The organism is Kitasatospora papulosa (genome assembly GCF_000717245.1).
GTDB lineage: Bacteria > Actinomycetota > Actinomycetes > Streptomycetales > Streptomycetaceae > Streptomyces > Streptomyces papulosus.
This window is the reverse complement of record NZ_JNYQ01000004.1, coordinates 914063-937718: the sequence shown is the minus strand read 5'-3', so window position 1 is coordinate 937718 and position 23656 is coordinate 914063. Positions and strand designations below refer to the sequence as shown.

Here is a 23656-nt window from a genome sequence, read left to right as displayed (position 1 = left end):
TCGCCGTCGGAGCGGGCCGCGCCGGACGACCCGCGGGGGTCAGTCCCCGCCCCCGCTTCCCCCGCCGTCCCCGCCGCCCGCCCGGGCCGCCTTGTCCTGGCGTACGTTGCGGTGCACGGCCTGCGCCGGCCACTCCTCGCGGACCAGGGCCCGCGTCGCCGCACGCGCGCGGCGGTCGCCGCCCCGTACGACCGCCGGCAGCTCGACGGCCGCCGCCAGGGCCGCGAGCATCCGCCCCCTGCGGTCGGGATGGCCCGCCGCACGGGACTCCTCGTAGCCCCGCAGCACCTGCTCGGCCGGGGAGCCGGGGCCCGCCGGGTGGCGGTGGTAGGGGAGCAGGCCGAGGAAGCGGCGGGTCTCCCTGCGCAGGACACCACGCTCCACCAGCGCGTCCAGATACAGCCCTCCGGCCCGCCGTCCCGCCTGCCGCACCCAGCGCCGGGCCGACGCCCCGGAGAGGAGCCCGCCCTTGCCGGGAGGCGGGAGACCGCGCAGGAACACCGCGAGCAGCGGATCCGGCGGATCCAGCGGGTTCACGACCACCACCCGCCCGCGTTCCTCGGCTATCCGCCCCTGGAGCTCCAGCTCCGCCAGGGCGGCCCCGGCGACGCCGTACTCCAGGAACCGGCCCCGGCAGTACGGCTTTCCGCGTACCGGGTCCAGGGCGAGCAGCAGCAGTTCCTCCGGGAGCGTCAGGGCCGCGCCGGTCACGGCCTGGCCGTGATCCGGCCCGTGACCTCACCGAGCCCGACCCGGGTGCCGTGCGGGCCGGGTGCCCAGGCGGTCAGGGTGACGGTGTCCCCGTCCTCCAGAAACGTCCGCTTGCCCTCGGCCAGGTCCAGCGGGTCGCGGCCGTTCCAGGTGAGTTCGAGCAGGGAGCCGCGCTGCCCCGGCTCCGCACCGCTGACGGTGCCCGAGCCGTACAGGTCGCCGGTGCGCAGCGAGGCGCCGTTCACCGTCATCTGCGCCAGCTGCTGGGCCGCCGTCCAGTACATCGAGGAGAACGGCGGCTCGGAGACGGTCTGTCCGTTGATCTCCACCGAGATCCGGATGTCGAAGCCGCCCGGCTCCTCGTCGTCCGCGTCCTCCAGGTACGGGAGCAGGTCCTCGTCACGTGCGGGCGGCGCCGTGCGGGCCGCGTCCAGGGCCTCCAGCGGAGTCACCCACGCCGACACCGAGGTGGCGAAGGACTTGCCGAGGAACGGGCCCAGCGGCACGTACTCCCAGGCCTGGATGTCCCGCGCCGACCAGTCGTTGAGCAGGGAGAGCCCGAAGACGTGCTCCCGGAAGTCACCGAGGGCCACGGGGGACCCCTGCTCCGAGGGGACACCCACGACGAAGCCGACCTCGGCCTCGATGTCCAGCTTCACGGAGGGGCCGAAGACCGGGGCGGGGTCCGACGGTGCCTTGCGCTGCCCGGAGGGCCGCGTCACGTCGGTGCCGGAGACCACGACCGTGCCGGCCCGGCCGTGGTAACCGATCGGCAGGTGCTTCCAGTTGGGGGTGAGCGCCGCACCGTCGGGGCGGAAGATCCTCCCCACGTTGGTGGCGTGGTGCTCGCTGGCGTAGAAGTCGACGTAGTCCGCGACCTCGTACGGCAGGTGCAGGGTCACCGAATCCAGCGGGTGCAGCAGCGGTTCCAGCTCCGGGCGGTGCGACGGGACCGTGACCCACGCCGTCAGCGCCCGCCGCACGTCCCGCCACGCGGTGCGCCCGGCCGCCAGCAGCGGCATCAGGCTCGGCTGCGCCAGCAGTCTGGCGTACGGCGAGCCGAGTGCGTGCGCCGCCGCCCCGGCGTCCAGTACATGTCCGCCGATGCGGACCCCGACCCTTCGGTCCTCGGGGTGTCCGGGGATGGAGAACACGCCGTACGGAAGGTTGTGCGGACCGAAGGGATCGCCCTCGGCCGTGTCGAGCGGGCTGTCGTGCTCGGGCATCTGTCGCTGCCCCTTTCCAGTCGCTTGAGGGACACGGTACGTCGGAGTCGCCAGTCGGCGGCAGTACCTCAAGTAGGCGTGATGCCCGGAAAGTTATGCGATAACCCTGGTCAGCCGCCCGTCCGCGGGATCCGCTTCTCCCAGGTCCGGTGGAAGACGATCTCCTCGCCGTCCCTGCAGACGACCTCGTTGGAGGTGATGAAGTCGTCTGCGTCCGCGCTCAGCTCCGAGCGGGTCTCGACCCGTACGTCCCAGGACATCTCGGGCCGGTGCAGTCTGATCGTCCAGTCCGAACGCGCCCGGGCCGACAGCGGGTCGTCCTGCTGGATCGTGTACGTCTCCAGGGCGTCCTCGGTGAACTCCAGGCCGTCCGGGTAGACACGCGTGCCGCCGTACCGCGGGTCGACCTCCAGGCGCCACTCGCCCTTGGCGACGTCCCGGACCACCAGGCGCTCCGGGCGCTGCTCGTCGAGCGTGACCGGGTGGACGACGCCGAGGGGCTCCGCCTGTTCCGGCACGCCGAAGGTGATGCCCGGGTCCTCGGTGTGCCGGCGGACCGGGAGCTCGACGAGGCTGCCCTCCGCCTCCAGCGTGAAGCCCGCCGAACCGGCCTGGGGCCAGATCCACGGCCAGTACGAGGACGAGATGGCGACCCTGATCCGGTGGCCGGGCGGGAAGGTGTGCCCGATGCCGTTCAGCTCGAAGTTCACGTACTCGGCCTCCCCGACGGGCCAGTCCTCCGCGCGGTCGCGCCCGTGACGGGCGGCCAGGTTCAGGGCGCCGCGGGTCACCAGGGTGGAGGACCCGTCCGGGGCCACGTCGCAGAGCCGGGCGATCACCTGGCCGCGCGGTACGTCCATCCGGAGCAGGAGCGTCATCAGGGGGCGGCCGAGGATCTCGATCGGGGCGTCCTCGACGGGGAACTCGAAGCACACCGACTTGGCGTCCTCGTCCCGCTGGTCGGGCGGCAGGTCGGCGTCGTTGCCGAACGGGAAGAAGCGGCCCGCGTCGAGCCCCGTCTGCTGCGGCGACCGGACGATCTGCGCCCCGCCCCCCAGGGCGTACGTGACCGGGGCGACGTTCTCCGAGGGCCAGGCCGCGTCGCCGACCCAGCGGCCGGGCAGCGTCTCGTAGACGGTGGCCGGGGGGTGCGAGCCGCTGATCCAGGACCGCAGCAGGGGCTCGTTCATCACCCCGGTGTCCTTGTCCTTGAGGTGCTGGTCCCACCAGCGCAGCGTCTCCTGGAGGAAGCCGATCGCCGGCCCCGGCGGAAGACCGCGGTCCGGGTACTGGTGCGACCAGGGGCCGATCAGTCCGCGTACCTGCCCGGGATCCAGGTGCTCGACGAGCCTCAGGACGGTGTCGCGGTACGGGTCGTGCCAGCCGCCCACCGCCAGGACCTTCGCCCGGATCGCCCCGTAGTCCTCGCAGACGCTGCCGTGCTTCCAGTAGTCGTCGCGGGTCTGGTGGGCCAGCCACGTGTGGATGAACGGCTCGACCTTCTCCAGTCGCCGCAGCCACATGTCCCGCCAGTCGTCGCCGACGTCCGCCGGGTCCGGGGGCCGCGAGACGAAGGCCAGCATGGTGGAGGCCCAGGCGTGCATGTCCACGCCCAGTACGGAGCCGCCCATGTAGTGGACGTCGTTGTCGTAGCGGTCGTCGGCCGAACAGACGGTCACGATCGCCTTCAGGGGCTCCGGTGCGAGCGCGGCGATCTGGAGCGAGTTGAAGCCGCCCCAGGAGATCCCGAACATGCCGACCCGGCCCGAGCACCACTCCTGCTCGGCCAGCCAGTGCACGACGGCGACCCCGTCGGCGAGCTCCGTCGCGTCGTACTCGTCGCCCGGCATGCCCTCGCTGTTGCCGTGCCCGCGCACGTCGACCCGGACGGAGGCGTAGCCGTGGCCCGCGTACCAGGGGTGGCGCTGCCAGTCGCGCGGCGCCGTCCAGTCGCTGAGCCGGTAGGGCAGGTACTCCAGCAGCGCGGGCACCGGTTCGTCGGTGACCGGCCGCCAGATCCTGGCGTACAGCTGTGTGCCGTCCGCGAGGGGGATGTAGAGGTCCTCGTGGGTGGTCTCGTACGGGAAATCGGTGCGGATGTGCATGGCGGTACCTCAGTGGACGGGGTGCATGGTGCGCCTGAGCCAGGGAGCGGCGGCGATGACGGCCACACCGGCCGCCACCGCGATGGCGCCATTGACACCGAAGTAGGCGGGGTTGGAGACCTCGCCGTAGAGCTTCACGACCTGTGCCTGGATGCCGTTGGCGAGGGCCAGGGACAGGAACCACAGCGCCATCGTCTGGCTGGCGAAGGCCTTGGGAGCGAGCTTCGTGGTGGCGGACATGCCGGAGGTCTCCAGCAGGATGTCGCCGAGGCCGAGCAGCAGGTAGGAGCCGACGATCCACCAGGCGGCCATCTTGTAGGTCTCGTCGGCGTGGCCCGAGGTGGGCAGCACCATCAGCAGGAAGGACAGACCGCCGAGGATCACCCCGATCGCGATCTTGTTCGACGCGTGCGGCTGGCGCGGGCCCATCCTGGCCCACACGGCGGCCACCACGGGCGCCAGCGCGACCTCGAAGGCGCCCAGCGCGGAGGCGTACCAGCTCGCCGGGAAGTGGAAGCCGAAGATCTCCGCACGGGCGTTCGTCGAGGCGAGCAGGATCATGGTCGAGTAGGCCTGGAACAGGATGAAGTTGAAGACGACGGACGCCAGGAAGAGCACGACGTACGGCCGGAGCCTGCCGCGCTCCTCCGGGGTGACCCGGGGGCTCCTGAACATCACGACGAAGTAGACGACGGGCGCGATCACCGAGACGAGGGTGAGGACGTCGACGAAGCGGTCCATGGTGAGCCAGCCGGCCAGCGCCAGGGCGGTCGCCACCAGGGCCACCACCAGGATTCCGGCCATGATCATCAGCACGGCCCGGCGCATCGGTCCGGGCGCGAGCGCGTACTCCGCCGCGTGCTTTCGCCCGGCCAGGTGACGCCGGCCGGCGACGTACTGGATCAGGCCGAGCGTCATGCCGAACGCGGCGGCCGAGAACCCCCAGTGCCAGCTCGCGTGCTCACCGAGCCAGCCGGTGACCAGCGGGCCCACGAAGGCGCCGATGTTGATGCCCATGTAGTAGAGCGCGAAGCCCGCGTCGCGACGGTCGTCCTCGGTGCCGTAGAGCTTGCCGACCATCGAGGCCACGTTGGGCTTGAGCAGCCCCGTGCCCGCGCTGATCAGGCCGAGGCCCACCCAGGTCATCGTGGCCGTCGGCACGGCCATGGCGTAGTGGCCGCAGGCGATGAGGATGCCGCCGTACAGCACGGCGCGGTACGAACCGAGGATCCGGTCGGCCAGCCAGCCGCCCGCGACGGACACCAGGTAGACGAGGGTGCCGTAGGCGGCGGACACCGACGCCGCGGTGCCCGGGTCCATGCCCAGACCGCCGTCGGAGACCTGGTCGGCGAAGAAGAGGACCAGGATGGCCTGCATCCCGAGGAACGAGAATCGCTCCCAGACCTCCAGCCCGGACAGGGTCATCAGGCCCCGTGGCTGGCCGAAGAACGCGTGGTCGTCCTCGGGCGGTGGCTGGGCCGGATCGGTACCGGTTGCGGTGTGGGACAAAACGACAACTCCTGATCGTATGAGCTGATGTCGAACATACCGGCGGTGGCGGGAAGGCGCCCACGGTGATCCAAAGGGGACCGGATACGCTGACTCGAGTGAGGACAGCGACACATCGACATTCCGTGTGATCGTCAGCAGACAGGAGATCCCCTCGTGACCGTCGTCGGGCCGTTCGGACTGAGCGTGCGGGACCAGGCTCTTGAGGCCGATGTCCAGGCCGGTTTGGCCGCTGTCGAGGCGGGGCTGCTGGATGCCACCAAAAGTGAGGTCCCGTTCATCACGGAGGCCGCGCAGCACCTCGTCAGCGCGGGGGGCAAGCGCTTCCGGCCGCTGCTCGTGATGCTCGCGTCCCAGTTCGGTGACCCCGACGCACCCGGCGTCGTCCCCTCCGCCGTGGTCGTCGAGCTGACGCACCTGGCGACGCTGTACCACGACGACGTGATGGACGAGGCGGACGTACGCCGCGGGGTGGACAGCGCCAACACCCGCTGGGGAAACTCCGTCGCCGTCCTGACGGGCGACTTCCTCTTCGCCCGGGCCTCGCACATCCTGGCCGACCTCGGCCCGGAGGCCGTGCGCATCCAGGCGGAGGCGTTCGAACGCCTGGTCACCGGCCAGATCCTGGAGACCGCCGGCCCGCGCGACGGACGCGACCCCGTCGACCACTACATGGACGTGCTGGGCGGCAAGACCGGCTCGCTGGTCGCCGTGTCCGGCCGCTTCGGCGCCCTGATGGCCGGTGCCGACGAGTCGGTCGTCGACATCCTCACGCAGTACGGCGAACGCCTCGGCATCGCCTTCCAGCTCGCCGACGACGTCCTGGACATCGCCAGCGACTCCCACGAGTCGGGCAAGACGCCCGGCACCGACCTGCGCGAGGGCATCCCCACCCTTCCGGTCCTCCACCTGCGCGCGCGGGCCGCCGCCGGGGGCAGCCCGGAGGACAAGGAGCTCGTGGAGCTGCTCGACGGCGACCTCGCCGACGACGCCCGCCTCGCGGAGGCCCTGCGCCGGCTCCGCGCCCACCCCGCGCTCGAACAGGCACGGCGCGACACCGTCCGCTACGCCCAGGAGGCACGGGCGACGCTGGCACCGCTGCCCGAGTGCTACGCGAAGGCCGCACTCGAGGAGCTGTGCGACGCCGTGGTGCACCGGGCCGGCTGACGTCCCCAGGCGCCCCGGCGGGCGGTGCGGCCCCGGTCGCCCCACAGCCGTCCGCCGAACCCCTAGGGGCTCGGCGGACCCCCGGCCGCCGGGGTCATCCCGGAGAGGTACGACCAGTTGCTCCCGAGGGCTGACGCTTGTACCGGCCCGATTTGGTCAGATGGATGACAACCACTCCTGACCACATCGGGTGAGAATGGCGGCGGGGAGTGGACGAGTGCAACGGGATGGCAGCCGCCGACCACGGAGGTAGAGCACACATGGCACCGAACGACAGCGCAGAGACCAGCGAGGCCACGGGCACTGTCGTGGGCCGTCGGAAGGCGGCGCGCTACATCGTCCCGTTCGCGGTGGCGGGGGTGGCGGCGGCGACGATCGGACTCGTCCCGGCCCTCGCGAACTCGGGCGACCCGGATCTCCCGGACATCACGGCGCAGGAACTCATCGAGAAGATCGCCGCGTCGGACGAGCAGCAGCTCTCCGGCACGGTGAAGGTCACCACCGACCTCGGCATCCCGTCGCTCGGAGGCCTCGCGGGCTCCTTCGCGCCGGACGCGGGCTCGGGCGGGTCGAGTGCGGAGCCCGAGAGCAAGCTGATGGAGCTCGCCTCCGGGACCCACACGCTCAGGGTCGCGGTCGACGGCCCCGACAAGCAGCGCCTCTCGGTCCTCGGCGAGGGCTCGGAGTACAGCCTCGTCCACCACGGGGACGACGTCTGGGGCTACGACAGCGCGAGCAACGAGGTCTACCACGCGGAGTCGGACGGGAACGAGCACGCGGCCGGCAAGGCGCCGGAGGGCGTGCCGGGCACCCCGAAGGAGCTCGCCGAGAAGGCCCTCGCCGCCGCGGACGACACCACGTCCGTCACGGTCGGCGGCACGGCGCAGGTCGCGGGGCGCGACGCCTACAAGCTCGTGATCAAGCCGAAGCAGTCCGGTTCCACGATCGGCTCCGTCACCGTGGCGGTCGACGCCTCGACCGGCGTACCGCTGAAGTTCACACTGGCCCCGAGCAGCGGGGGGAAGGCCGCGGTCGACGCGGGCTTCACCCAGGTCGACTTCGCGAAGCCCGACGCCTCCTCGTTCTCCTTCACCCCGCCCAAGGGTGCCAAGGTGACCGAGGCCGACGAGCTCGAGGCCGAGGCCGGGAAGAACGGCGCGGCGGACACGGCGCACAAGGACCTGGGCGCGCTGGAGGACTTCCAGGGGCTGAACGTCATCGGCAAGGGCTGGAGCGCCGTCGCCGAGATCGCCCTGCCGGGCGGGGCCGGCCTGCCCGCCCAGGGCTCCGGCGACATGCCGGCACAGGCGCAGCAGTTCCTGGACGCCCTCGGCGACAAGGTCACCGGCGACTTCGGCTCCGGCACGGTCTTCAAGACGCGGCTGGTCAACGCGCTGCTCACGGACGACGGCAAGGTCTACGTGGGGGCCGTCACCAAGGACGCGCTGGTGAAGGCGGCGGACGCCGCCGAGTAGGACGCACCGGTGAAGGCGGCCGACACCGCCGGGCAGGACGCACCGCACGCACCGCCCCGTCGTACGCTCCGTACGGCGGGGCGGTGCGGTTCGTACGGCAGGGCAGCCCCGTCCGGCACGGGGCGCCGGACAGGGCGCGACAGGACCGGGAGTGCGCATGACCGACACAGCGGCCGCGACGACGGGGCCGGAGACGGAGCCGGGGCCCGGCGCGGTGATCGAGACGCGCGGGCTCACCAAGCGCTACCGGGGCGGGCAGACGGCCGTCGACGGACTCGACCTCACCGTCCCCTCCGGCAGCGTCTTCGGCTTCCTCGGGCCCAACGGTTCCGGCAAGACCACCACCATCCGGATGCTCATGGGGCTCATCGCCCCGACCACCGGCACCGCACACGTCCTGGGCAGCCCCATGCCCGCGGCCGCCCGCACGGTACTGCCCCAGGTCGGCACACTCATCGAAGGGCCCGCGCCGTACGGGTTCCTGACGGGCCGCGACAACCTCGCTCGCTTCGACTCCGCCGACCCGACCTCGGATCCGCGCACCCGGCGCGCACGGGTCGCCGGCGCCCTCGACCGGGTCGGTCTCTCCGCGGCGGCGGGCAAGAAGGCCAAGGCGTATTCGCTCGGCATGAAGCAGCGCCTCGGGCTGGCCGCCGCGCTCCTCCAGCCGCGCCGGCTGCTCGTACTGGACGAACCGACCAACGGTCTCGACCCGCAGGGCATGCGCGAGATCCGTGCCCTGGTGCGGGAACTCGCGGCCGAGGGCACCACCGTCTTCCTCTCCTCCCACCTGCTCGACGAGATCGAACAGGTCTGCACCCACGCGGCTGTGATGGCCCGCGGCCGGCTCCTCGTCCAGGGCCCGGTCGCCGCCCTCGCGGCGGGAGCCCGCGGGCGGCTCACCGTGACCACCCCCGACCCCGCAGCCGCGGCCGGCGTCCTCACGGCGCACGGGGCGACGGGCCTCGTGACCGAGGGGGACCGGGTGAGCGCCGACGCTCCGCCGGGCGAGGTGGAACTCGCGGACCTCAACGCCGCCCTGGTGCGCGGCGGCGTCCGCGTACGCGCCTTCGGCGTCGAACGGGCCTCGCTGGAGGACGCCTTCGTCGCACTCACCGGAGAGGGATTCGATGTCGCAGGCTGAACGCACCGCGCTCGCCGCGCCCCGCACCCCGGGCCGCGCGCTGTGGACCCTCGGGCTCCTCCGCTCCGAGCTGACCGTCATGTTCCGCCGTTGGCGCACCCTGGCCCTGCTCGGGGTGCTGGCGGCCGTTCCCGTCCTCATCGGGATCGCGGTGCGGATCGAGACGGGTGACGGCTCACGGGGCGGGCCCGGCGACGGGGGCGGCCCCGCCTTCCTCTCCCAGGTCACGAACAACGGACTGTTCCTGGTCTTCGCGGCGCTCTCCGCGACGCTTCCGGTCTTCCTCCCGATGGCCGTCGGCGTCATCGCGGGGGACTCCGTCGCGGGCGAGGCGAGCGGCGGGACGCTGCGCTACCTGCTGGTCGCGCCGGCGGGACGCACCCGGCTGCTGCTCACGAAGTACGCGTCCGTGCTGGTCTTCTGCCTGGCCGCCACCCTGGTCGTGGCGGCCTCGGCACTCGCGGTCGGGGCGCTGCTCTTCCCCGTCGGCGAGGTCACGACGATCTCCGGGACGCGGATCGGCTTCGGCGAAGGAATGCTGCGGGCCCTGTGCGTCGCGGTCGCGGTGGCGGCGTCCCTCATCGGCTTCGCGGCGCTGGGCCTCTTCGTCTCGACCCTCACCAACAGCGGGATCGCGGCGATGGCCGCCACCGTCGGAGTGCTCATCACCGCGCAGATCCTGGACACGATGCCGCAGCTCGACGCGATCCACCCGTATCTCTTCCCGCACTACTGGCTGTCCTTCACGGACCTGCTGCGTGAGCCGGTCTACTGGGACGAGCTGGTCAGGAACCTGGGCCTGCAGGCCCTCTACGCGGCGGTGTTCGGCTCCGCGGCCTGGGCGCGCCTGACCACGAAGGACATCGGCGTCTGAGGGGTCCGGAGCCGGCCGTACGCACCGTCGGCCGGTCGAGCCGTCCCCCGATCGGCTCGTCGCGGCACGAACGGCACGAACGGTGTGCTGAACGGAGCGTCACGACACGGTACGTTCCGTTTCCAGCCTGGTCATTGTTCGACTTTTGGCGACGACCTGTCAACAAGCGGTGGGCAGAATCCCCCTATGCTCACCGAATGATCACATCGCCGAGTTCCGTGCGTCGCAGCGAGAGGTCACGACGGGCGACGCTGGAGGCCGCCCTGGAGCTCTGTACGGAGAAGGGGTACGGCCGGGTCACGGTCGAGGCGATCGCCGCCCGTGCCGGCGTGAGCAAGAAGACGATCTACCGCTGGTGGCCGTCCAAGGGGGCGGTGATGCTGGAGGCCTTCGCCGGCATGCTGGCCGGTGCCACGCCGTTCGTCGACACCGGCGAGATCGAGGCCGACCTGCGCACGCACGTCAACGGGATCGTGAAGCTGATCTCCACGCCGCCGTACGGCCCCGCCTATGCCGGGATCCTGTCGGAGATGCACCACGACGACGAACTCGCCAGAGCCGTGCGCGAACAGCTCGTCGGGCCGCGCGTCGAGGCGGCCGTGGAGCGTCTGCGCCGGGCCCAGGAGCAGGGACAGATACCGGAGGACGCCGACCTTCCGCTCACGGTGGAGATGCTCTACGGGCCGGTCTACTACCGCCATGTGCTGCGGAAACCGGCTCAGGACGAGGCGACGGTCGCCGCGCTGGTGGCCCATGTGCTGCGCTCCCTGTCCGCCGGGCCCCGGCCCGCCGGGGAGGGGGGCGCTCAGGCGAGCAGGGGTGAGGGCTAGGGCGCGGGTGGCGCCGGGGCCGTCAGGCTCAGGCGAACAGGCGCTCGAGGACCACCGCGACGCCGTCCTCCTCGTTCGAGAGGGTGATCTCGTCGGCCTCCGCCCGCAGCTCCGGGTGCGCGCCGGCCATCGCGACCCGGTGTCCCGAGCGGCGGAACATCGGCAGGTCGTTCGGCATGTCCCCGAAGGCCACCGCACCCGCGAGGTCGCGGCCCAGCAGCCCGGCGGCCAGCGAGACCCCGGTGCCCTTGTCCACGCCGTACGGCGCCAGCTCCACGGTTCCGGGGCCCGCCATCGTGACGGACGCCAGGTCGCCCACCGCCCCGCGGGCGGCGGCGGCCAGTTCGTCGTCGGTGAGCCCGGGATGGCGTATCAGGACCTTGATCACCGGCGCGGCCCACAGCTCCGCACGCCGCCCGGCCCGCTGCGCCGGGAGCGAGGGGTGCGGCATGCGGTAACCCGGCTCGATGAGGGTCCGGCCCTCGGGGCCGTCCTGGTCCACGGCGGCGAACACCTGCCCCACCTCGGCCTCGATCTTGCCGAGCGCGGCGTCGGCCAGATCGCGGTCCAGGGTCACCGAGCTCAGCATGCGGGCCGACCCCGCGTCGTACACCTGCGCGCCCTGCCCGCAGACCGCGAGGCCGTCGTAGCCGAGGTCCGCGAGCAGGGAGCGTATGCCGGGGACCGCCCGGCCCGTGACGATCAGGTGCTGCGCTCCGGCTGCGGCGGCGCGGGTGAGGGCCGCGCGGGAGCGGGGGCTCACGGTGTCGTCGGAACGCAGCAGCGTGCCGTCCAGATCCGTGGCGACCAGGGTGTATGCGGCGGGTGGCGTGAACATGTGATCAGCCTAGAGAGATCGCCTTCCCGCCGTACGCCGCTGACCTGCGGGGACGGTCCGCCCTCTCAGTGGACGCAGAACTCGTTGCCCTCCGGGTCCAGGAGCACCTGCCACGACCCGCCCGGCTCCTCGACGGTCCGCAGCACGCTGGCGCCCAGCCCCACCAGCCGTTCCGCCTCGGCCTCGCGCTGCCCGGGGTCCGTGTGCACGTCCAGGTGGAGGCGGTTCTTCACCGTCTTGGGCTCCGGTACGCGCTGGAAGAGGAGCCGGCGCCCGAGGCCGGTCCCGCTCTTCCGCTCGTACGGATCGTCCGGATGCCGCACCGCGGCGAGATCGCGCCAGGCGCGGTGCCCATGGGGCTCGACGGTGGCGGCCTCGGTCACGATCCCCGCGCCGAGCAGCTCCTCGATCAGGGCGCTGTTGTCCTCGACCACGTAGCCGAGGGTCTCGGCCCAGAAGTCGGCCTGGGCATGTGGGTCGATGGCATCGATGACGACCTTCCAGTGCAGAGTCATGAAAACCGTTTGTACTGGTTGTCCGACCGCTGCGGCAACGGGCGCGCCGGGGCCGGTGCGCCCCTCATCGGGGCGGGCAGGCCGGGCAGACGTGCCCGCCGCACGCGACGAGCAGTTCTCCGGCCGCCGCGCTCACCGCCGGGTCGCCGTCGGCGGCCAGTCGCTCGGCCGTCGTCCGGCCGGCCAGGACCGCGAGGTGCGCGTCCCTGGTCCACTCCGGGTGGTGCGCGTGGCCGTGGGCGAGGATGGTCCCCAGCAGGCCGAGTACTCCCGCACGGTCCTTCACGGTGTCCACGGCGGCGAGTTCCCACAGGAAGGGCACCGCGGCGACCGTCGCGTCGAACACGGCCAGGGCGGCGATCCACCGGCCCAGATCGCTCAGCGCGTCCTCGGCGGACCGGATGTCCCCCCAGGCTATGCGCGACAGCATTCCGGGGACCTGGGACGCGGAGCCCCGGGCATGGCGCAGCTCATGCCACTGAACGTGCCGCATGCCCTCCAGGACGGTCCCCATCCGGGCACTCAATCAGCCTTTGCCGGTGCCGTCCACCATGCCTCCCCCCCCACATCCGGTCCGCCTCCCGGGCCCCGTCCAGCACGTCCAGATACCGCAGTGCCGCACCGTGGCCGTCCGCGTCGGAGATCAGCCCCACGTGGTTGTCGGGCCGGATCACGACGACGGTGTCCCCGGCGACGCCGTACGCCGTGCGGGCGTGCCCGTCCCGGTCGTGCAGAGCCCCGGGCAGAGGCGCCTCCGGGGTGTTCCCGGCGTCGTACACCCGGACGGTCCGCACGGTGTCGCCGTGGGCCGCGGCCGCCTCCCGGAGCGTGTGCTCCGTTCCCGGGCCGAAGCCCAGCACCGTGATGTGCGGGCCGGCGAGGACGCGGAACAGGCGGGTGGGCGCACCGGTTCCGGCGTCCGCGCAGGGGGCGTCGGGGGCCCGGTCGCCCGACCGCACGCCGCCGTGGCCCCCGGGGCGGGCGAGGGAGCTCCAGCGGTAGCCCCGGTCGAGTCCCGTCGTCGACGGGGTGACGGCGGTGTCGAGCCCGCCGCCCGGCTTCCTGATCGCCTCCAGCGTCGCCCGCAGCCGCTCCGAGGTGAGGTCGAGCGTCCAGGCGGCGACCGGCAGCCGCTCCTCCTCGTAGGTGTCCAGCAACTCGTCGCCGGCCCGCCCGCGCAGCACCTGGGCGAGCTTCCAGCCGAGGTTGAAGGCGTCCTGGATGCCGGTGTTCATGCCCAGTCCGCCCGCGATCGCGTGCACGTGGGCCGCGTCCCCGGCGAGGAGGACCCGGCCCACCCGGTAGCGGTCCGCCATGCGCACGTTGACGCGGTACGTCGAGAGCAGCGCGGCCCCGGTGAGGTGGCCGGCCGGAAGGCTCGTGTGCCGGGCGAACAGCCGCCGGAAGCCTTCCAGGGAGGGGGCGAGGGCCCGGCCCTCCGCGTCCCTCTCCGGGCCGGACTGGTACCACCAGCCGGTGCGTGTGCCGGGGATCGGGCAGAGCATGACGGCCCCGTCCTCGTCGAACCACTGGTGCCAGACGTCGCGGTCGAGAACGCCCGGGGTGATCTCGACGTCACCACAGACCATCTGCTGCTCCGTCTCCGTCTCGCCGTCGAACGTGACGCCGAGCAGCTTCCTCACGCGGCTGTGAGCGCCGTCGCAGCCCACCACGTAGCGCGCGTCCGTGCCGGAGCCGTCGGCGAAGGCGACGGCCACCGTGGTGTCGCGGTCCGTGAGGCCGACGACCTCGGTGCCCGTCTCGACGGCCGTGCCGGACTCCGCGAGCCGGTCGCGCAGGATCTCCTCCAGCCGCCACTGCGCGATCAGCCGTCCCCGGTCGTAGGGCGCGTCCGGCGTCGGCGAGGAACCGGCGTACGGGTCGGCGTCGGCGACCGGCAGACCGTCGCGGTACTTGCGCATCGGCAGCGGGGCCGAACCGGCCGCCAGGACCGCCCCGACGACACCCAGGTCCTCCAGTACCTCCAGGGAACGGGGGTTGGGGCCCTTGGCGCGCGAGCTGCGCGGGTACTCCGGCGACTTGTCCACGACCCGGACCGCGATGCCGCGCCGGGCCAGATCGCAGGCCAGTGTCAGCCCGGTCGGACCCGCGCCCACGATCAGTACGTCGGTCATGCCTGCTCCTCGGTCCACGTCGTCTGGAAGCCAGAGAATCGCAACCGAGTAAAAAAAGCAACTGAGTAACTATTTTACCGGGGTGCTCGCGTCCGGGTCGGAGGCGGAGGCCGTCGCGGCGGGTGCCGCGGCCTCCGCCGCCCGCACCGCCAGCCGCAGCGCCTCCGCCCGCGTGCGCCGTGCCGTCCGCAGGGCGTCCCAGGTCAGCAGGATCAGCGCCACCCAGACCAGCGCGAAGCCGGCCCAGCGCTCGGGCGGCATCGCCTCGTGGAAGTACAGGATGCCGAGGGCGAACTGGAACACGGGCGCCAGGTACTGCAGCAGCCCCAGGACGGACAGCGGTACCCGGATCGCCGCCGCACCGAAACAGACGAGCGGGATCGCGGTGACGAGCCCGGTCGCGGCGAGAAGGGCCCCGTGGCCGGCGCCCCCGGACATGAACGTCGCGTCGCCGCTCGCACCGAGCCACAGCAGGAAGCCGAGCGCGGGCACGAACAGGACGGCGGTCTCCGCGGCCAGCGACTCCAGGCCGCCCATGTCGACCTTCTTCTTCGCCAGGCCGTACGTCGCGAAGGAGAAGGCCAGCACCAGCGAGATCCACGGCGGCTGCCCGTAGCCGATCGCCAGCACGAGCACCGCGGCGAAACCGGTGGCCACCGCGGCCCACTGTGCGGGCCGCAGCCGCTCGCCCAGCAGCAGGACGCCCATCGCGATCGTGACCAGGGGGTTGATGAAGTAGCCGAGCGACGCCTCGACGACATGGCCGTTGTTCACGGACCAGATGTAGAGGCCCCAGTTCACGGAGATCACGGCGGCGGCGATGGCTATCAGCCCCAGTCTCCGGGGCTGCCGTAGCAGCTCGCCGATCCACGCCCAGCGGCGCAGGACCAGCAGGGCGATGCCGACGACGCCCAGGGACCACACCATCCGGTGGGCGAGGATCTCCACCGCTCCCGACGGTTCGAGCAGCGGCCAGAAGAGGGGCACGAGGCCCCACATCCCGTACGCGCCGATTCCGTACAGCAGGCCTGCCCGCTGCTCGTTCTTCCCCTTCACGGGCCCTCCCGGCGCTCCTGGCGTCGGCGGTCGGCCGACTGCACGACGGTAGCGCCGGAAGAGTCCTGTGTCATTGCCGTCTCACGGAAACGGTCGTGACAGCCGTTCGGGTGCCCGTTCGGGCGGTCTCCGCCGCGGGCCTCGCGGTCAGGCGGCTGCGACCGCCGCGGCGACCGTGTCGGCCAGGGGGGTGGTGGGCCGGCCGATCAGGCGGGCCAGGTCACCGCTCGTCCCGGCGAGCGCGCCGCGCGCGATCGCCTCGTCCACGTCGACGAGGATCGCGGCGAACGGCTCGGGCACCCCGGCTCCGGTGAGGATCTCCTGGTGCACCGTGGCCGGCACGTTCCGGTACGTGATCTCCTTGCCGGTCGCCTCGGCCACCACGGCGGCGTACTCGGCCAGCGACCAGGCCACGTCACCGCTCAGCTCGTACGCGGCGCCGAGGTGCCCGTCGCCCGTGAGGACGGCTGCGGCGGCGTCCGCGTAGTCGGCCCGCGTGGCGGCGGCCACGCGCCCCTCGCCCGCGTTCGCGACGACGGCGCCGTGCTCCAGGACGGGCGCCAGGTTCGCGGTGTAGTTCTCGGTGTACCAGCCGTTGCGCAGGAAGGTGTGGGGGAGGCCGGAGTCCAGGATCAGCTGCTCGGTCACCTTGTGCTCGGCGGCCAGCTGGAAGTCCGCGTCCGGTCCGCCCAGGATGCCCGTGTACGCGAGCTGTGCCACGCCTGCCGCCTTGGCGGCGTCGATCACGGCGGTGTGCTGGGGGATGCGCCTGCCGACCTCGTCGGCCGAGATCAGCAGCACCCGGTCGCCGGCGCGGAACACGTCGGCCAGGGTCTCGGGCCGGTCGTAGTCGGCGACCCGGAGCTCCACGCCCCGGGCGGCGAGCGGTGCGGCCTTCTCCTTGTCGCGGACGACCGCCGCGACCGACTCGGCGGGGACCGTGGCGAGCAGCCGCTCGACGACGAGGCGGCCGAGCAGGCCGGTGGCTCCGGTGACGACGATGCTCATGTGTTTCCTCCTGAGGTGCCGGCCGGGTCCGCCGGCCGCCGCGCTGATCCTGGGAACTGCTCCCTGAACTCTTTCCACTCACTCTAAGAGGTGCACTTTCGATGCGAAAGTACCCACTTTGAAGTAAGGTACTGGCATGAACGTAAGCAGTGTCAGGGTGCCGGGCGTCAACCAGCCGATGTGTCCCTCCAGGCTGGTGCTGGAGCATGTCACCAGTCGCTGGGGTGTGCTGGTGCTCGCCGCGCTGCTGGAGCGCTCGTACCGCTTCAGCGAGCTGCGCCGCACCGTGGGCGGGGTCAGCGAGAAGATGCTCGCCCAGACCCTGCAGACGCTGGAGAGGGACGGATTCGTGCACCGGGACGCGAAGCCCGTCATCCCGCCGAGGGTGGACTACTCGCTCACCCCGCTCGGCGCGGAGGCCGCGGAGCAGGTCTGGGGCCTGGCCCGGTGGGCGGAGCGGCGGCTGGAAGCGGTGGAGAGTGCCCGCGAGACGTACGACGGGGCCCGGAGCCAGGCGGCTCCGGGCCCCGTCGGGCAGGCGTGACGGCGGATCAGCCGATCACGGTCCAGGTGTCGTTCCCGGCCAGCAGCGTGTTCAGGTCGCCCTTGCCGTGCTGCTCGATCGCGGCGTCGAGCTGGTCGGACATGAGGGAGTCGTAGACCGGGCGCTCCACACTGCGCAGGACTCCGATGGGGGTGTGGTGCAGGGTGTCCGCGTCGGCCAGCCGGGACAGCGCGAACGCGGTCGTGGGGCTGGGGTTGTGGGCGTCGTGGACGAGGATCCGCGACTGGTTGTCCTCGGTGACCGCGACGACGGCCAGGTCTCCGGTGAGGGGGTCGCGGACGACGCCCTTGGGGTTTTCCTCGCTGCCGAAGAGGATCGGCTTGCCGTGTTCGAGGCGGATCACCGCCTCCTCGGCCCTTTCCTTGTCCTTCAGCACCTCGAACGCGCCGTCGTTGAAGATGTTGCAGTTCTGGTAGATCTCCACCAGCGCGGTGCCGGGGTGGTCGGCCGCCGCGCGCAGCACGCTCGTGAGGTGCTTGCGGTCGGAGTCCACCGTGCGGGCGACGAAGGAGGCTTCGGCGCCCAGGGCGAGCGAGACCGGGTTGAACGGCGCGTCCAGGGAACCCATCGGCGTCGACTTGGTGATCTTGCCGACCTCGGAGGTGGGGCTGTACTGCCCCTTGGTGAGCCCGTAGATCCGGTTGTTGAACAGCAGGATCTTCAGGTTGACGTTGCGGCGCAGGGCGTGGATGAGGTGGTTCCCGCCGATGGACAGCGCGTCGCCGTCGCCGGTGACGACCCAGACGGACAGGTCGCGGCGGGAGGTCGCGAGCCCTGTGGCGATGGAGGGGGCCCGGCCGTGGATGGAGTGCATCCCGTAGGTGTTCATGTAGTACGGGAAGCGGGACGAGCAGCCGATGCCGGAGACGAACGTGATGTTCTCCTTGGCCAGGCCCAGTTCGGGCATGAAGCCCTGGACCGCCGCGAGGACCGCGTAGTCACCGCAGCCCGGGCACCAGCGCACCTCCTGGTCGGACTTGAAGTCCTTCATGGACTGCTTGCCCTCGGCCCGGGGGACCAGCTGGAGGAGCTCGTTGGCGTGGGCGTCAGGCATCGATGGCCTCCTTGAGGGCTGTGGCGAGCTGCTCCGCCTTGAAGGGCATTCCGTTGACCTGGTTGAAACTCTGCGCGTCCACGAGGTACTTGGCTCTCAGCAGCAGGGCGAGCTGACCGAGGTTCATCTCGGGGACGACGACCTTGTCGTAGCGCCGCAGTACCTCACCGAGATTGGCGGGGAAGGGATTGAGGTGGCGCAGATGTGCCTGTGCGATCGTCTCGCCGGCCGCGCGGAGACGGCGCACGGCGGCGGTGATCGGCCCGTACGTCGAACCCCAGCCCAGGACCAGGGTCGTCGCGCCGGCCGGGTCGTCGACCTCCAGGTCGGGGACCCGGATGCCGTCGATCTTGGCCTGGCGGGTGCGGACCATGAAGTCGTGGTTGGCCGGATCGTAGGAGATGTTCCCCGTGCCGTCCTGCTTCTCGATCCCGCCGATCCGGTGCTCCAGACCCGGGGTGCCGGGCACCGCCCACGGGCGGGCCAGCGTCTCGGGGTCCCTCTTGTAGGGCCAGAACACCTCGGTGCCGTCCGCGAGTTCGTGATTCGGGCCGGTCGCGAACCGTGTCCGCAGGTCGGGGAGGCTGTCGGCCTCGGGGATCCGCCACGGCTCGGAGCCGTTCGCGAGGTACCCGTCCGAGAGCAGGAAGACCGGGGTGCGGTAGGTCAGCGCGATCCGCGCCGCGTCCAGGGCGGCGTCGAAGCAGTCCGCCGGAGTCCTCGGTGCCACGATCGGGACCGGGGCCTCGCCGTTGCGCCCGTACATGGCCTGGAGCAGGTCGGCCTGCTCGGTCTTGGTCGGCAGGCCGGTGGAGGGGCCGCCGCGCTGGATGTCGATGATCAGCAGCGGCAGTTCCAGCGACACCGCCAGGCCGATCGTCTCCGACTTCAGCGCCACACCCGGGCCCGACGTCGTCGTCACACCCAGTGAACCGCCGAACGACGCGCCCAGGGCCGCACCGATCCCGGCGATCTCGTCCTCCGCCTGGAAGGTCCGCACACCGAAGTTCTTGTGCTTGCTGAGCTCGTGCAGGATGTCGGACGCCGGAGTGATCGGATACGAGCCGAGATACACCGGCAGATCGGCCTGCCGTCCCGCCGCGATCAGCCCGTACGACAGTGCGAGATTCCCGGAGATATTGCGGTAGGTGCCCGTCGGGAAATCCTGCGAGGCCGGTGCGACCTCGTAGGAGACAGCGAAATCCTCCGTCGTCTCACCGAAATTCCAGCCCGCGCGGAAAGCCGCCACATTGGCCTCGGCGATCTCCGGCTTCCTGGCGAACTTCGACCGCAGGAACTTCTCCGTACCCTCGGTCGGACGGTTGTACATCCAGGACAGAAGCCCGAGCGCGAACATGTTCTTCGACCGCTCGGCCTCCTTGCGGGAAAGCCCGAACTCCTTCAAAGCCTCGATCGTCAACGTCGTCAACGGCACCGGATGCACGTTGTACGCCTCGAGGGAACCGTCCTCCAAAGGGGATTCCGCATATCCGACTTTCGCCATCGGGCGTTTCGTGAACTCGTCCGTGTTCACGATGATGTCGGCCCCGCGCGGCACATCGGCGATATTCGCCTTCAGTGCGGCGGGATTCATCGCGACCAGGACGTTCGGCGCGTCGCCCGGTGTCAGGATGTCGTGGTCCGCGAAATGCAGCTGGAACGACGACACCCCGGGCAGGGTGCCGGCGGGTGCCCGGATCTCGGCCGGGAAGTTGGGCAGTGTCGACAGGTCGTTCCCGAACGACGCCGTCTCCGACGTGAAACGGTCGCCCGTCAACTGCATACCGTCACCCGAGTCACCCGCGAAACGGATGATCACCCGGTCCAGACGGCGGATTTCCTTCTCCGTGCCACCCGCACCGGCGATGTGCGGGGCGCGCTGTTCCCCGACGACAGCCTCGCTGGCCTCATCGGACTTTCCGGCTGGGCTACTGACCTGGCTGGTCACTGAACTGGACCTCCCTCGGGGCGGCGGCTCGGGACCGGCCGACCCGCCGGCGGTCCAGGCCCCACCCTACTTCTGTAAGGGTCGCCTTCCTCGGACCGGTCAAATGGTGGACACGTTTTCGCCATGTCAATGCGTCACGCTCCGCCATGTTTTCCGGACCCCCTCAGTCGCCGTTCAAACCCCCTGGGTACCCCTACTTTCGTCCTGGTTCCCCGGGAATCGGCCGACTGCGGGTGGATCATCCAGATGATCGCAAGTAGATCATCGCTTTGTCAGGAGTTCAGATAAGTGAGAACGGCGAGAACGCGTCGGTGATCCCCGTCACTGGGGGACAGCCCGAGTTTCAGGAAGATGTTGCTGACGTGCTTCTCCACCGCTCCGTCGCTGACCACCAGCTGCCGGGCCACGGCCGAATTCGTACGCCCCTCCGCCATCAGGCCGAGGACCTCCCGCTCGCGTGGCGTGAGTCCCGTGAGCACGTCCTGCTTGCGGCTGCGGCCCAGGAGCTGCGCCACCACCTCGGGGTCCAGGGCGGTCCCGCCCCGCGCGACGCGCACCACGGCGTCCACGAACTCCCGGACCTCGGCGACCCGGTCCTTGAGGAGGTAGCCCACCCCGCGGCTGCTGCCGGCCAGCAGCTCGGTGGCGTACTGCTCCTCGACGTACTGGGAGAGGACCAGCACCCCGATGTCCGGATAGTCCTTGCGCAGCCGCACCGCGGCCCGCACCCCCTCGTCGGTGTGGGTCGGAGGCATCCGTACGTCGGCCACCACCACGTCCGGCAGCGCGTCCTGCCCCGCGAGATCGCTGATCGTCTTGATCAGCGCCTCGGCGTCCCCGACCCCGGCGACGACATCGTGCCCGAGGTCGGTCAGCAGCCGGGTGAGTCCCTCCCGGAGCAGCACCGAGTCCTCGGCGATGACGACCCGCACTCTTTCCTCCACGACGTTGTGTCCCCCACTGTCGGTGTTCCGTGTGCACGCGCTCCCGCGTGCCGCTTGCGTCCAGCATTCCAGCTCCGGCGCCCCCGTGGGCCGGGGACCAGCGGTTCCGGGTGCGGCGGTGCGTCCTGCCGCACCCGCCGGTCCGGTACAGCAGGACGCACCGCAGTGCCCCGGCGCCTTGACGGCGGCCGGGGCACTGCGGAACCGGTCCGGGGAGGGGCCTCAGCCCCGCCAGGGAAGCTCGGCCGTGACCGTGGTCGGGCCGCCGACGGGGGAGTCGACGACGAGGATGCCGTCCACCGCGTCCAGCCGCTCCGTGAGCCCGGCCAGCCCGCTGCCCGTCGACACCCCGGCTCCGCCGCGCCCGTCGTCCCGTACCTGGAGCATCAGCCGGTCGCCGGCCCGCCACACGTCGACCGACGCGCGGGTGGCCCGGGCGTGCTTGCTGACGTTCTGGAGGAGTTCGGAGACGGTGACGAGTCGGGCCTGTGCGCCGTCGTGGAGGTCGCGTTCGATGCGGCGCAGGTCGGCGGCGGCCGTGTCCACGACCACACCCCGGTCCGACTCCAGCTCCGAGACCCTGGTGGCCAGCCGGGAAGGCCCGAGCAGACCCAGGACCATGACCCGGTCCACCGCCACCAGCCCGCGGACGATCCACGGTGTGACCAGGACGAGAGCCAGGCCGAGCGCGCTGGTCACCGCCATCTCGAAGGGGGAGTCCAGATAGACCTGGTGCGTCCGGTCGCCGTACAGCTGGATGCCGCCGACGCCCGCGTACGCCGGGAAGACCCAGCGCCACAACGGATAGGTGAAGGCCGCCCAGCCGTACGCCCAGAAGGTCACCGCCACGACGAACGCGAACGTCGCCCAGGGCATGTGCAGCACCGCGTAGAGGAGGTGCCGCCAGGACACCCCGCTCTTCAGGACGGCGCCGACCCAGGACATGAGGCCGCCCTTTCCGCGTATCGGTGCGGGATCAGCGACGTCCAGCCTCAGCAGCGCGCGCGCCCGGGCCCGCTCCACGGCGCCGAAGCCGCGGCACATCGCCAGGCCGGCCGCGAGGATCGGAATGCCGAGGAAGGTGATCAGCATGCCCAGCCCCAGCGACACCATGGTCACCGCGAAGCAGAACAGCACCACGCTGATCGGCATGCTCAGGAGTACGTAGCCCAGCTCGCGCCACGTCCGCCCCTCGAAGGGCGCGCGCAGCGCCGCGGGGAGGACGTGCTTCGCCGGGGGGTGGCCCCCGGACCCCGTGCCGGGCCGGTGGCGGTCCCGCGTGTCCGGTCCGTATGCCGTGGCCATCAGTGGCGTCCGTCCGTTTCCTGTGGGCGGGTACTCCCCGCGGGTTCGTGTGGGCGGATGCCGCCCAAGGGCCTGTACCTCAAGACTGCTGCGCCGGGGGCGGCCGCGCCATGAGGGCCGTCTCCGTATCCGGCAGGGGGTTTTCCCCACCATCGGCAGCCCCCCTCCGACGGCCGGGCGGGGCGGTCCCGCGGGGCCGCCCCGGCGGGAAGCCCGTGCGCCGCCGGCCGGTTCACGCCGCGCCGACCCGCTCGGTCCCGGTCTCCGCGCGGTCGCGCCAGGGCAGTTCCGCGGTGACCGTGGTGGGCCCGCCCTCGGGGGAGTCCAGGACGAACAGCCCGTCGACCGCACCCAGACGCTCCGCCAGCCCCGACATGCCCGTGCCGCCGTCCAGCCGCGCCCCGCCCCTTCCGTCGTCCCGCACCTGGAGCATCAGCCGGTCGCCCTCCCGCCACACGTCGACGGACGCGGCGGCGGCACGGCTGTGCTTGCTGACGTTCTGGAGGAGTTCGGAGACGGTGACGAGTCGGGCCTGTGCGCCGTCGTGGAGGTCGCGTTCGATGCGGCGCAGGTCGGCGGCGGCCGTGTCCACGACCACACCCCGGTCCGACTCCAGCTCCGCGATCCTGCGCTCCAGTTCGTCGGACGGCGAGAGCAGCCCCCGCACCATCGCCCGGTCCGCGTTCGTCAGGCCGCGTGCGATGTAGGGGAGGACGGGCCAGAGCACGAACAGGCCCACCAGCGTCACGGCGAATGTCGCCACCCCCCAGGGCAGCCGGATGAACGAGTACAGCAACGCCCGCCAGCCCACCGGGTCCTTCAGCCCCGCCCACAGCCAGGTGAAGAAACCCTGGTCCCGGCGGCTCCGGGCCATGGGGCTGGGCTCCTCGATCCGCACCCCGAGCATGCCCCGCGCCCGGCCGCGCTCGAGGCGGCCGATTCCGCGCGCGCCCTGCAGTCCCAGGGCCAGCAGCGGCAGACCGATCACCGTGACCGAGAGCCCCGCACCCACGCCGATCAGGAACACGGTGTAGACGAACCCGGCGACGGCCATCGGCAGATTGGCCAGGAGATACGCGATCTCCTTCCACGTCCACGGGTCGAAGGCGAAGCGCGCGGGCGGTGGCCGGTCGTTGTCCGGCGCGGAGGGGCTCATGGTCATAGGACCAGCGTGCCGGGCCGGACGCGCCCACGCCATGGGGTCCGTGGGTGGGGCCGAGTAGGGATAACCCCACCTCGTGGCGCGC

General features: G+C 71.7%; 21 protein-coding genes. 6 read left to right on the top strand and 15 right to left on the bottom strand.

Annotated elements, in window-relative coordinates; genetic code table 11:
• Positions 1-39: 39 nt before the first annotated feature.
• The 4 genes from IA22_RS0115550 to IA22_RS0115535 all read right to left on the bottom strand — a co-directional run bounded on the left by IA22_RS0115550 (position 40) and on the right by IA22_RS0115535 (position 5551).
• A complete protein-coding gene (locus IA22_RS0115550; RefSeq protein WP_030123929.1) occupies positions 40-711 on the bottom strand; it encodes a GOLPH3/VPS74 family protein in 672 nt (223 codons plus the stop codon).
• Positions 708-1937, bottom strand: a complete 1230-nt coding sequence (gene fahA / locus IA22_RS0115545; RefSeq protein WP_030123928.1) for a fumarylacetoacetase — start codon at positions 1935-1937, stop codon at positions 708-710. Before fahA ends, IA22_RS0115550 begins: the two co-directional genes overlap by 4 nt.
• 110 nt (positions 1938-2047) lie before the next feature.
• A complete protein-coding gene (locus tag IA22_RS0115540) occupies positions 2048-4042 on the bottom strand; it encodes a CocE/NonD family hydrolase (protein WP_030123927.1) in 1995 nt (664 codons plus the stop codon).
• Between the two features lie 9 nt (positions 4043-4051).
• Positions 4052-5551 (bottom strand): peptide MFS transporter, encoded by a 1500-nt coding sequence (locus IA22_RS0115535; RefSeq protein WP_015578329.1) that lies wholly within the window; start codon positions 5549-5551, stop codon positions 4052-4054.
• 156 nt (positions 5552-5707) lie between these two features.
• Between IA22_RS0115535 and IA22_RS0115530 the strand changes: the two genes are divergently transcribed.
• The 5 genes from IA22_RS0115530 to IA22_RS0115510 all read left to right on the top strand — a co-directional run bounded on the left by IA22_RS0115530 (position 5708) and on the right by IA22_RS0115510 (position 11041).
• Entirely contained in the window at positions 5708-6718 is a 1011-nt protein-coding gene (locus tag IA22_RS0115530; RefSeq protein ID WP_014154670.1) for a polyprenyl synthetase family protein, read from the top strand.
• Between the two features lie 260 nt (positions 6719-6978).
• Positions 6979-8193, top strand: coding sequence for a LolA family protein (locus IA22_RS0115525; RefSeq protein ID WP_030123926.1), 1215 nt, complete (start codon positions 6979-6981; stop codon positions 8191-8193).
• Positions 8194-8350: 157 nt separating this feature from the next.
• A complete protein-coding gene (locus IA22_RS0115520) occupies positions 8351-9337 on the top strand; it encodes an ABC transporter ATP-binding protein (protein ID WP_030123925.1) in 987 nt (328 codons plus the stop codon).
• Positions 9324-10211, top strand: coding sequence for an ABC transporter permease (locus IA22_RS0115515; RefSeq protein WP_014154667.1), 888 nt, complete (start codon positions 9324-9326; stop codon positions 10209-10211). The genes IA22_RS0115520 and IA22_RS0115515 overlap by 14 nt, the downstream gene beginning before the upstream one ends.
• Before the next feature lie 197 nt (positions 10212-10408).
• Positions 10409-11041, top strand: a complete 633-nt coding sequence (locus tag IA22_RS0115510; protein ID WP_014154666.1) for a TetR/AcrR family transcriptional regulator — start codon at positions 10409-10411, stop codon at positions 11039-11041.
• A 28-nt stretch (positions 11042-11069) separates the two neighbouring features.
• Here the strand turns inward: IA22_RS0115510 and IA22_RS0115505 are convergent, their stop codons facing one another.
• The 6 genes from IA22_RS0115505 to IA22_RS0115480 all read right to left on the bottom strand — a co-directional run bounded on the left by IA22_RS0115505 (position 11070) and on the right by IA22_RS0115480 (position 16593).
• Positions 11070-11879: an HAD family hydrolase gene (locus IA22_RS0115505; protein ID WP_030123924.1), complete on the bottom strand. Its 810-nt coding sequence runs from the start codon at positions 11877-11879 to the stop codon at positions 11070-11072.
• Positions 11880-11944: 65 nt separating this feature from the next.
• Positions 11945-12394 (bottom strand): VOC family protein, encoded by a 450-nt coding sequence (locus IA22_RS0115500; RefSeq protein ID WP_014154664.1) that lies wholly within the window; start codon positions 12392-12394, stop codon positions 11945-11947.
• 64 nt (positions 12395-12458) lie between these two features.
• Positions 12459-12908: a hypothetical protein gene (locus tag IA22_RS0115495; protein WP_014154663.1), complete on the bottom strand. Its 450-nt coding sequence runs from the start codon at positions 12906-12908 to the stop codon at positions 12459-12461.
• On the bottom strand, positions 12865-14529 hold the full coding sequence (locus IA22_RS0115490) for an FAD-dependent oxidoreductase (RefSeq protein WP_245229572.1): 1665 nt from the start codon (positions 14527-14529) through the stop codon (positions 12865-12867). Before IA22_RS0115490 ends, IA22_RS0115495 begins: the two co-directional genes overlap by 44 nt.
• A 69-nt stretch (positions 14530-14598) precedes the next feature.
• Positions 14599-15585, bottom strand: a complete 987-nt coding sequence (gene rarD, locus IA22_RS0115485; RefSeq protein ID WP_030123922.1) for an EamA family transporter RarD — start codon at positions 15583-15585, stop codon at positions 14599-14601.
• A 147-nt stretch (positions 15586-15732) separates the two neighbouring features.
• Positions 15733-16593, bottom strand: a complete 861-nt coding sequence (locus IA22_RS0115480; protein ID WP_030123921.1) for an SDR family oxidoreductase — start codon at positions 16591-16593, stop codon at positions 15733-15735.
• Positions 16594-16729: 136 nt separating this feature from the next.
• Between IA22_RS0115480 and IA22_RS0115475 the strand changes: the two genes are divergently transcribed.
• The gene (locus IA22_RS0115475; RefSeq protein WP_030123920.1) at positions 16730-17137 is read left to right on the top strand and encodes a winged helix-turn-helix transcriptional regulator; all 408 of its coding nucleotides are present in this window, start codon (positions 16730-16732) and stop codon (positions 17135-17137) included.
• A 7-nt stretch (positions 17138-17144) separates the two neighbouring features.
• Here the strand turns inward: IA22_RS0115475 and IA22_RS0115470 are convergent, their stop codons facing one another.
• The 5 genes from IA22_RS0115470 to IA22_RS0115450 all read right to left on the bottom strand — a co-directional run bounded on the left by IA22_RS0115470 (position 17145) and on the right by IA22_RS0115450 (position 23571).
• Positions 17145-18212, bottom strand: coding sequence for a 2-oxoacid:ferredoxin oxidoreductase subunit beta (locus tag IA22_RS0115470; protein WP_015578340.1), 1068 nt, complete (start codon positions 18210-18212; stop codon positions 17145-17147).
• Positions 18205-20160 (bottom strand): 2-oxoacid:acceptor oxidoreductase subunit alpha, encoded by a 1956-nt coding sequence (locus tag IA22_RS0115465; protein ID WP_014154657.1) that lies wholly within the window; start codon positions 20158-20160, stop codon positions 18205-18207. The genes IA22_RS0115470 and IA22_RS0115465 overlap by 8 nt, the downstream gene beginning before the upstream one ends.
• Before the next feature lie 272 nt (positions 20161-20432).
• A complete protein-coding gene (locus IA22_RS0115460) occupies positions 20433-21092 on the bottom strand; it encodes a response regulator transcription factor (RefSeq protein WP_014154656.1) in 660 nt (219 codons plus the stop codon).
• 234 nt (positions 21093-21326) lie between these two features.
• On the bottom strand, positions 21327-22409 hold the full coding sequence (locus IA22_RS0115455) for a sensor histidine kinase (protein ID WP_030123919.1): 1083 nt from the start codon (positions 22407-22409) through the stop codon (positions 21327-21329).
• Positions 22410-22641: 232 nt separating this feature from the next.
• Entirely contained in the window at positions 22642-23571 is a 930-nt protein-coding gene (locus IA22_RS0115450; RefSeq protein ID WP_030123918.1) for a sensor histidine kinase, read from the bottom strand.
• Positions 23572-23656: the final 85 nt, after the last annotated feature.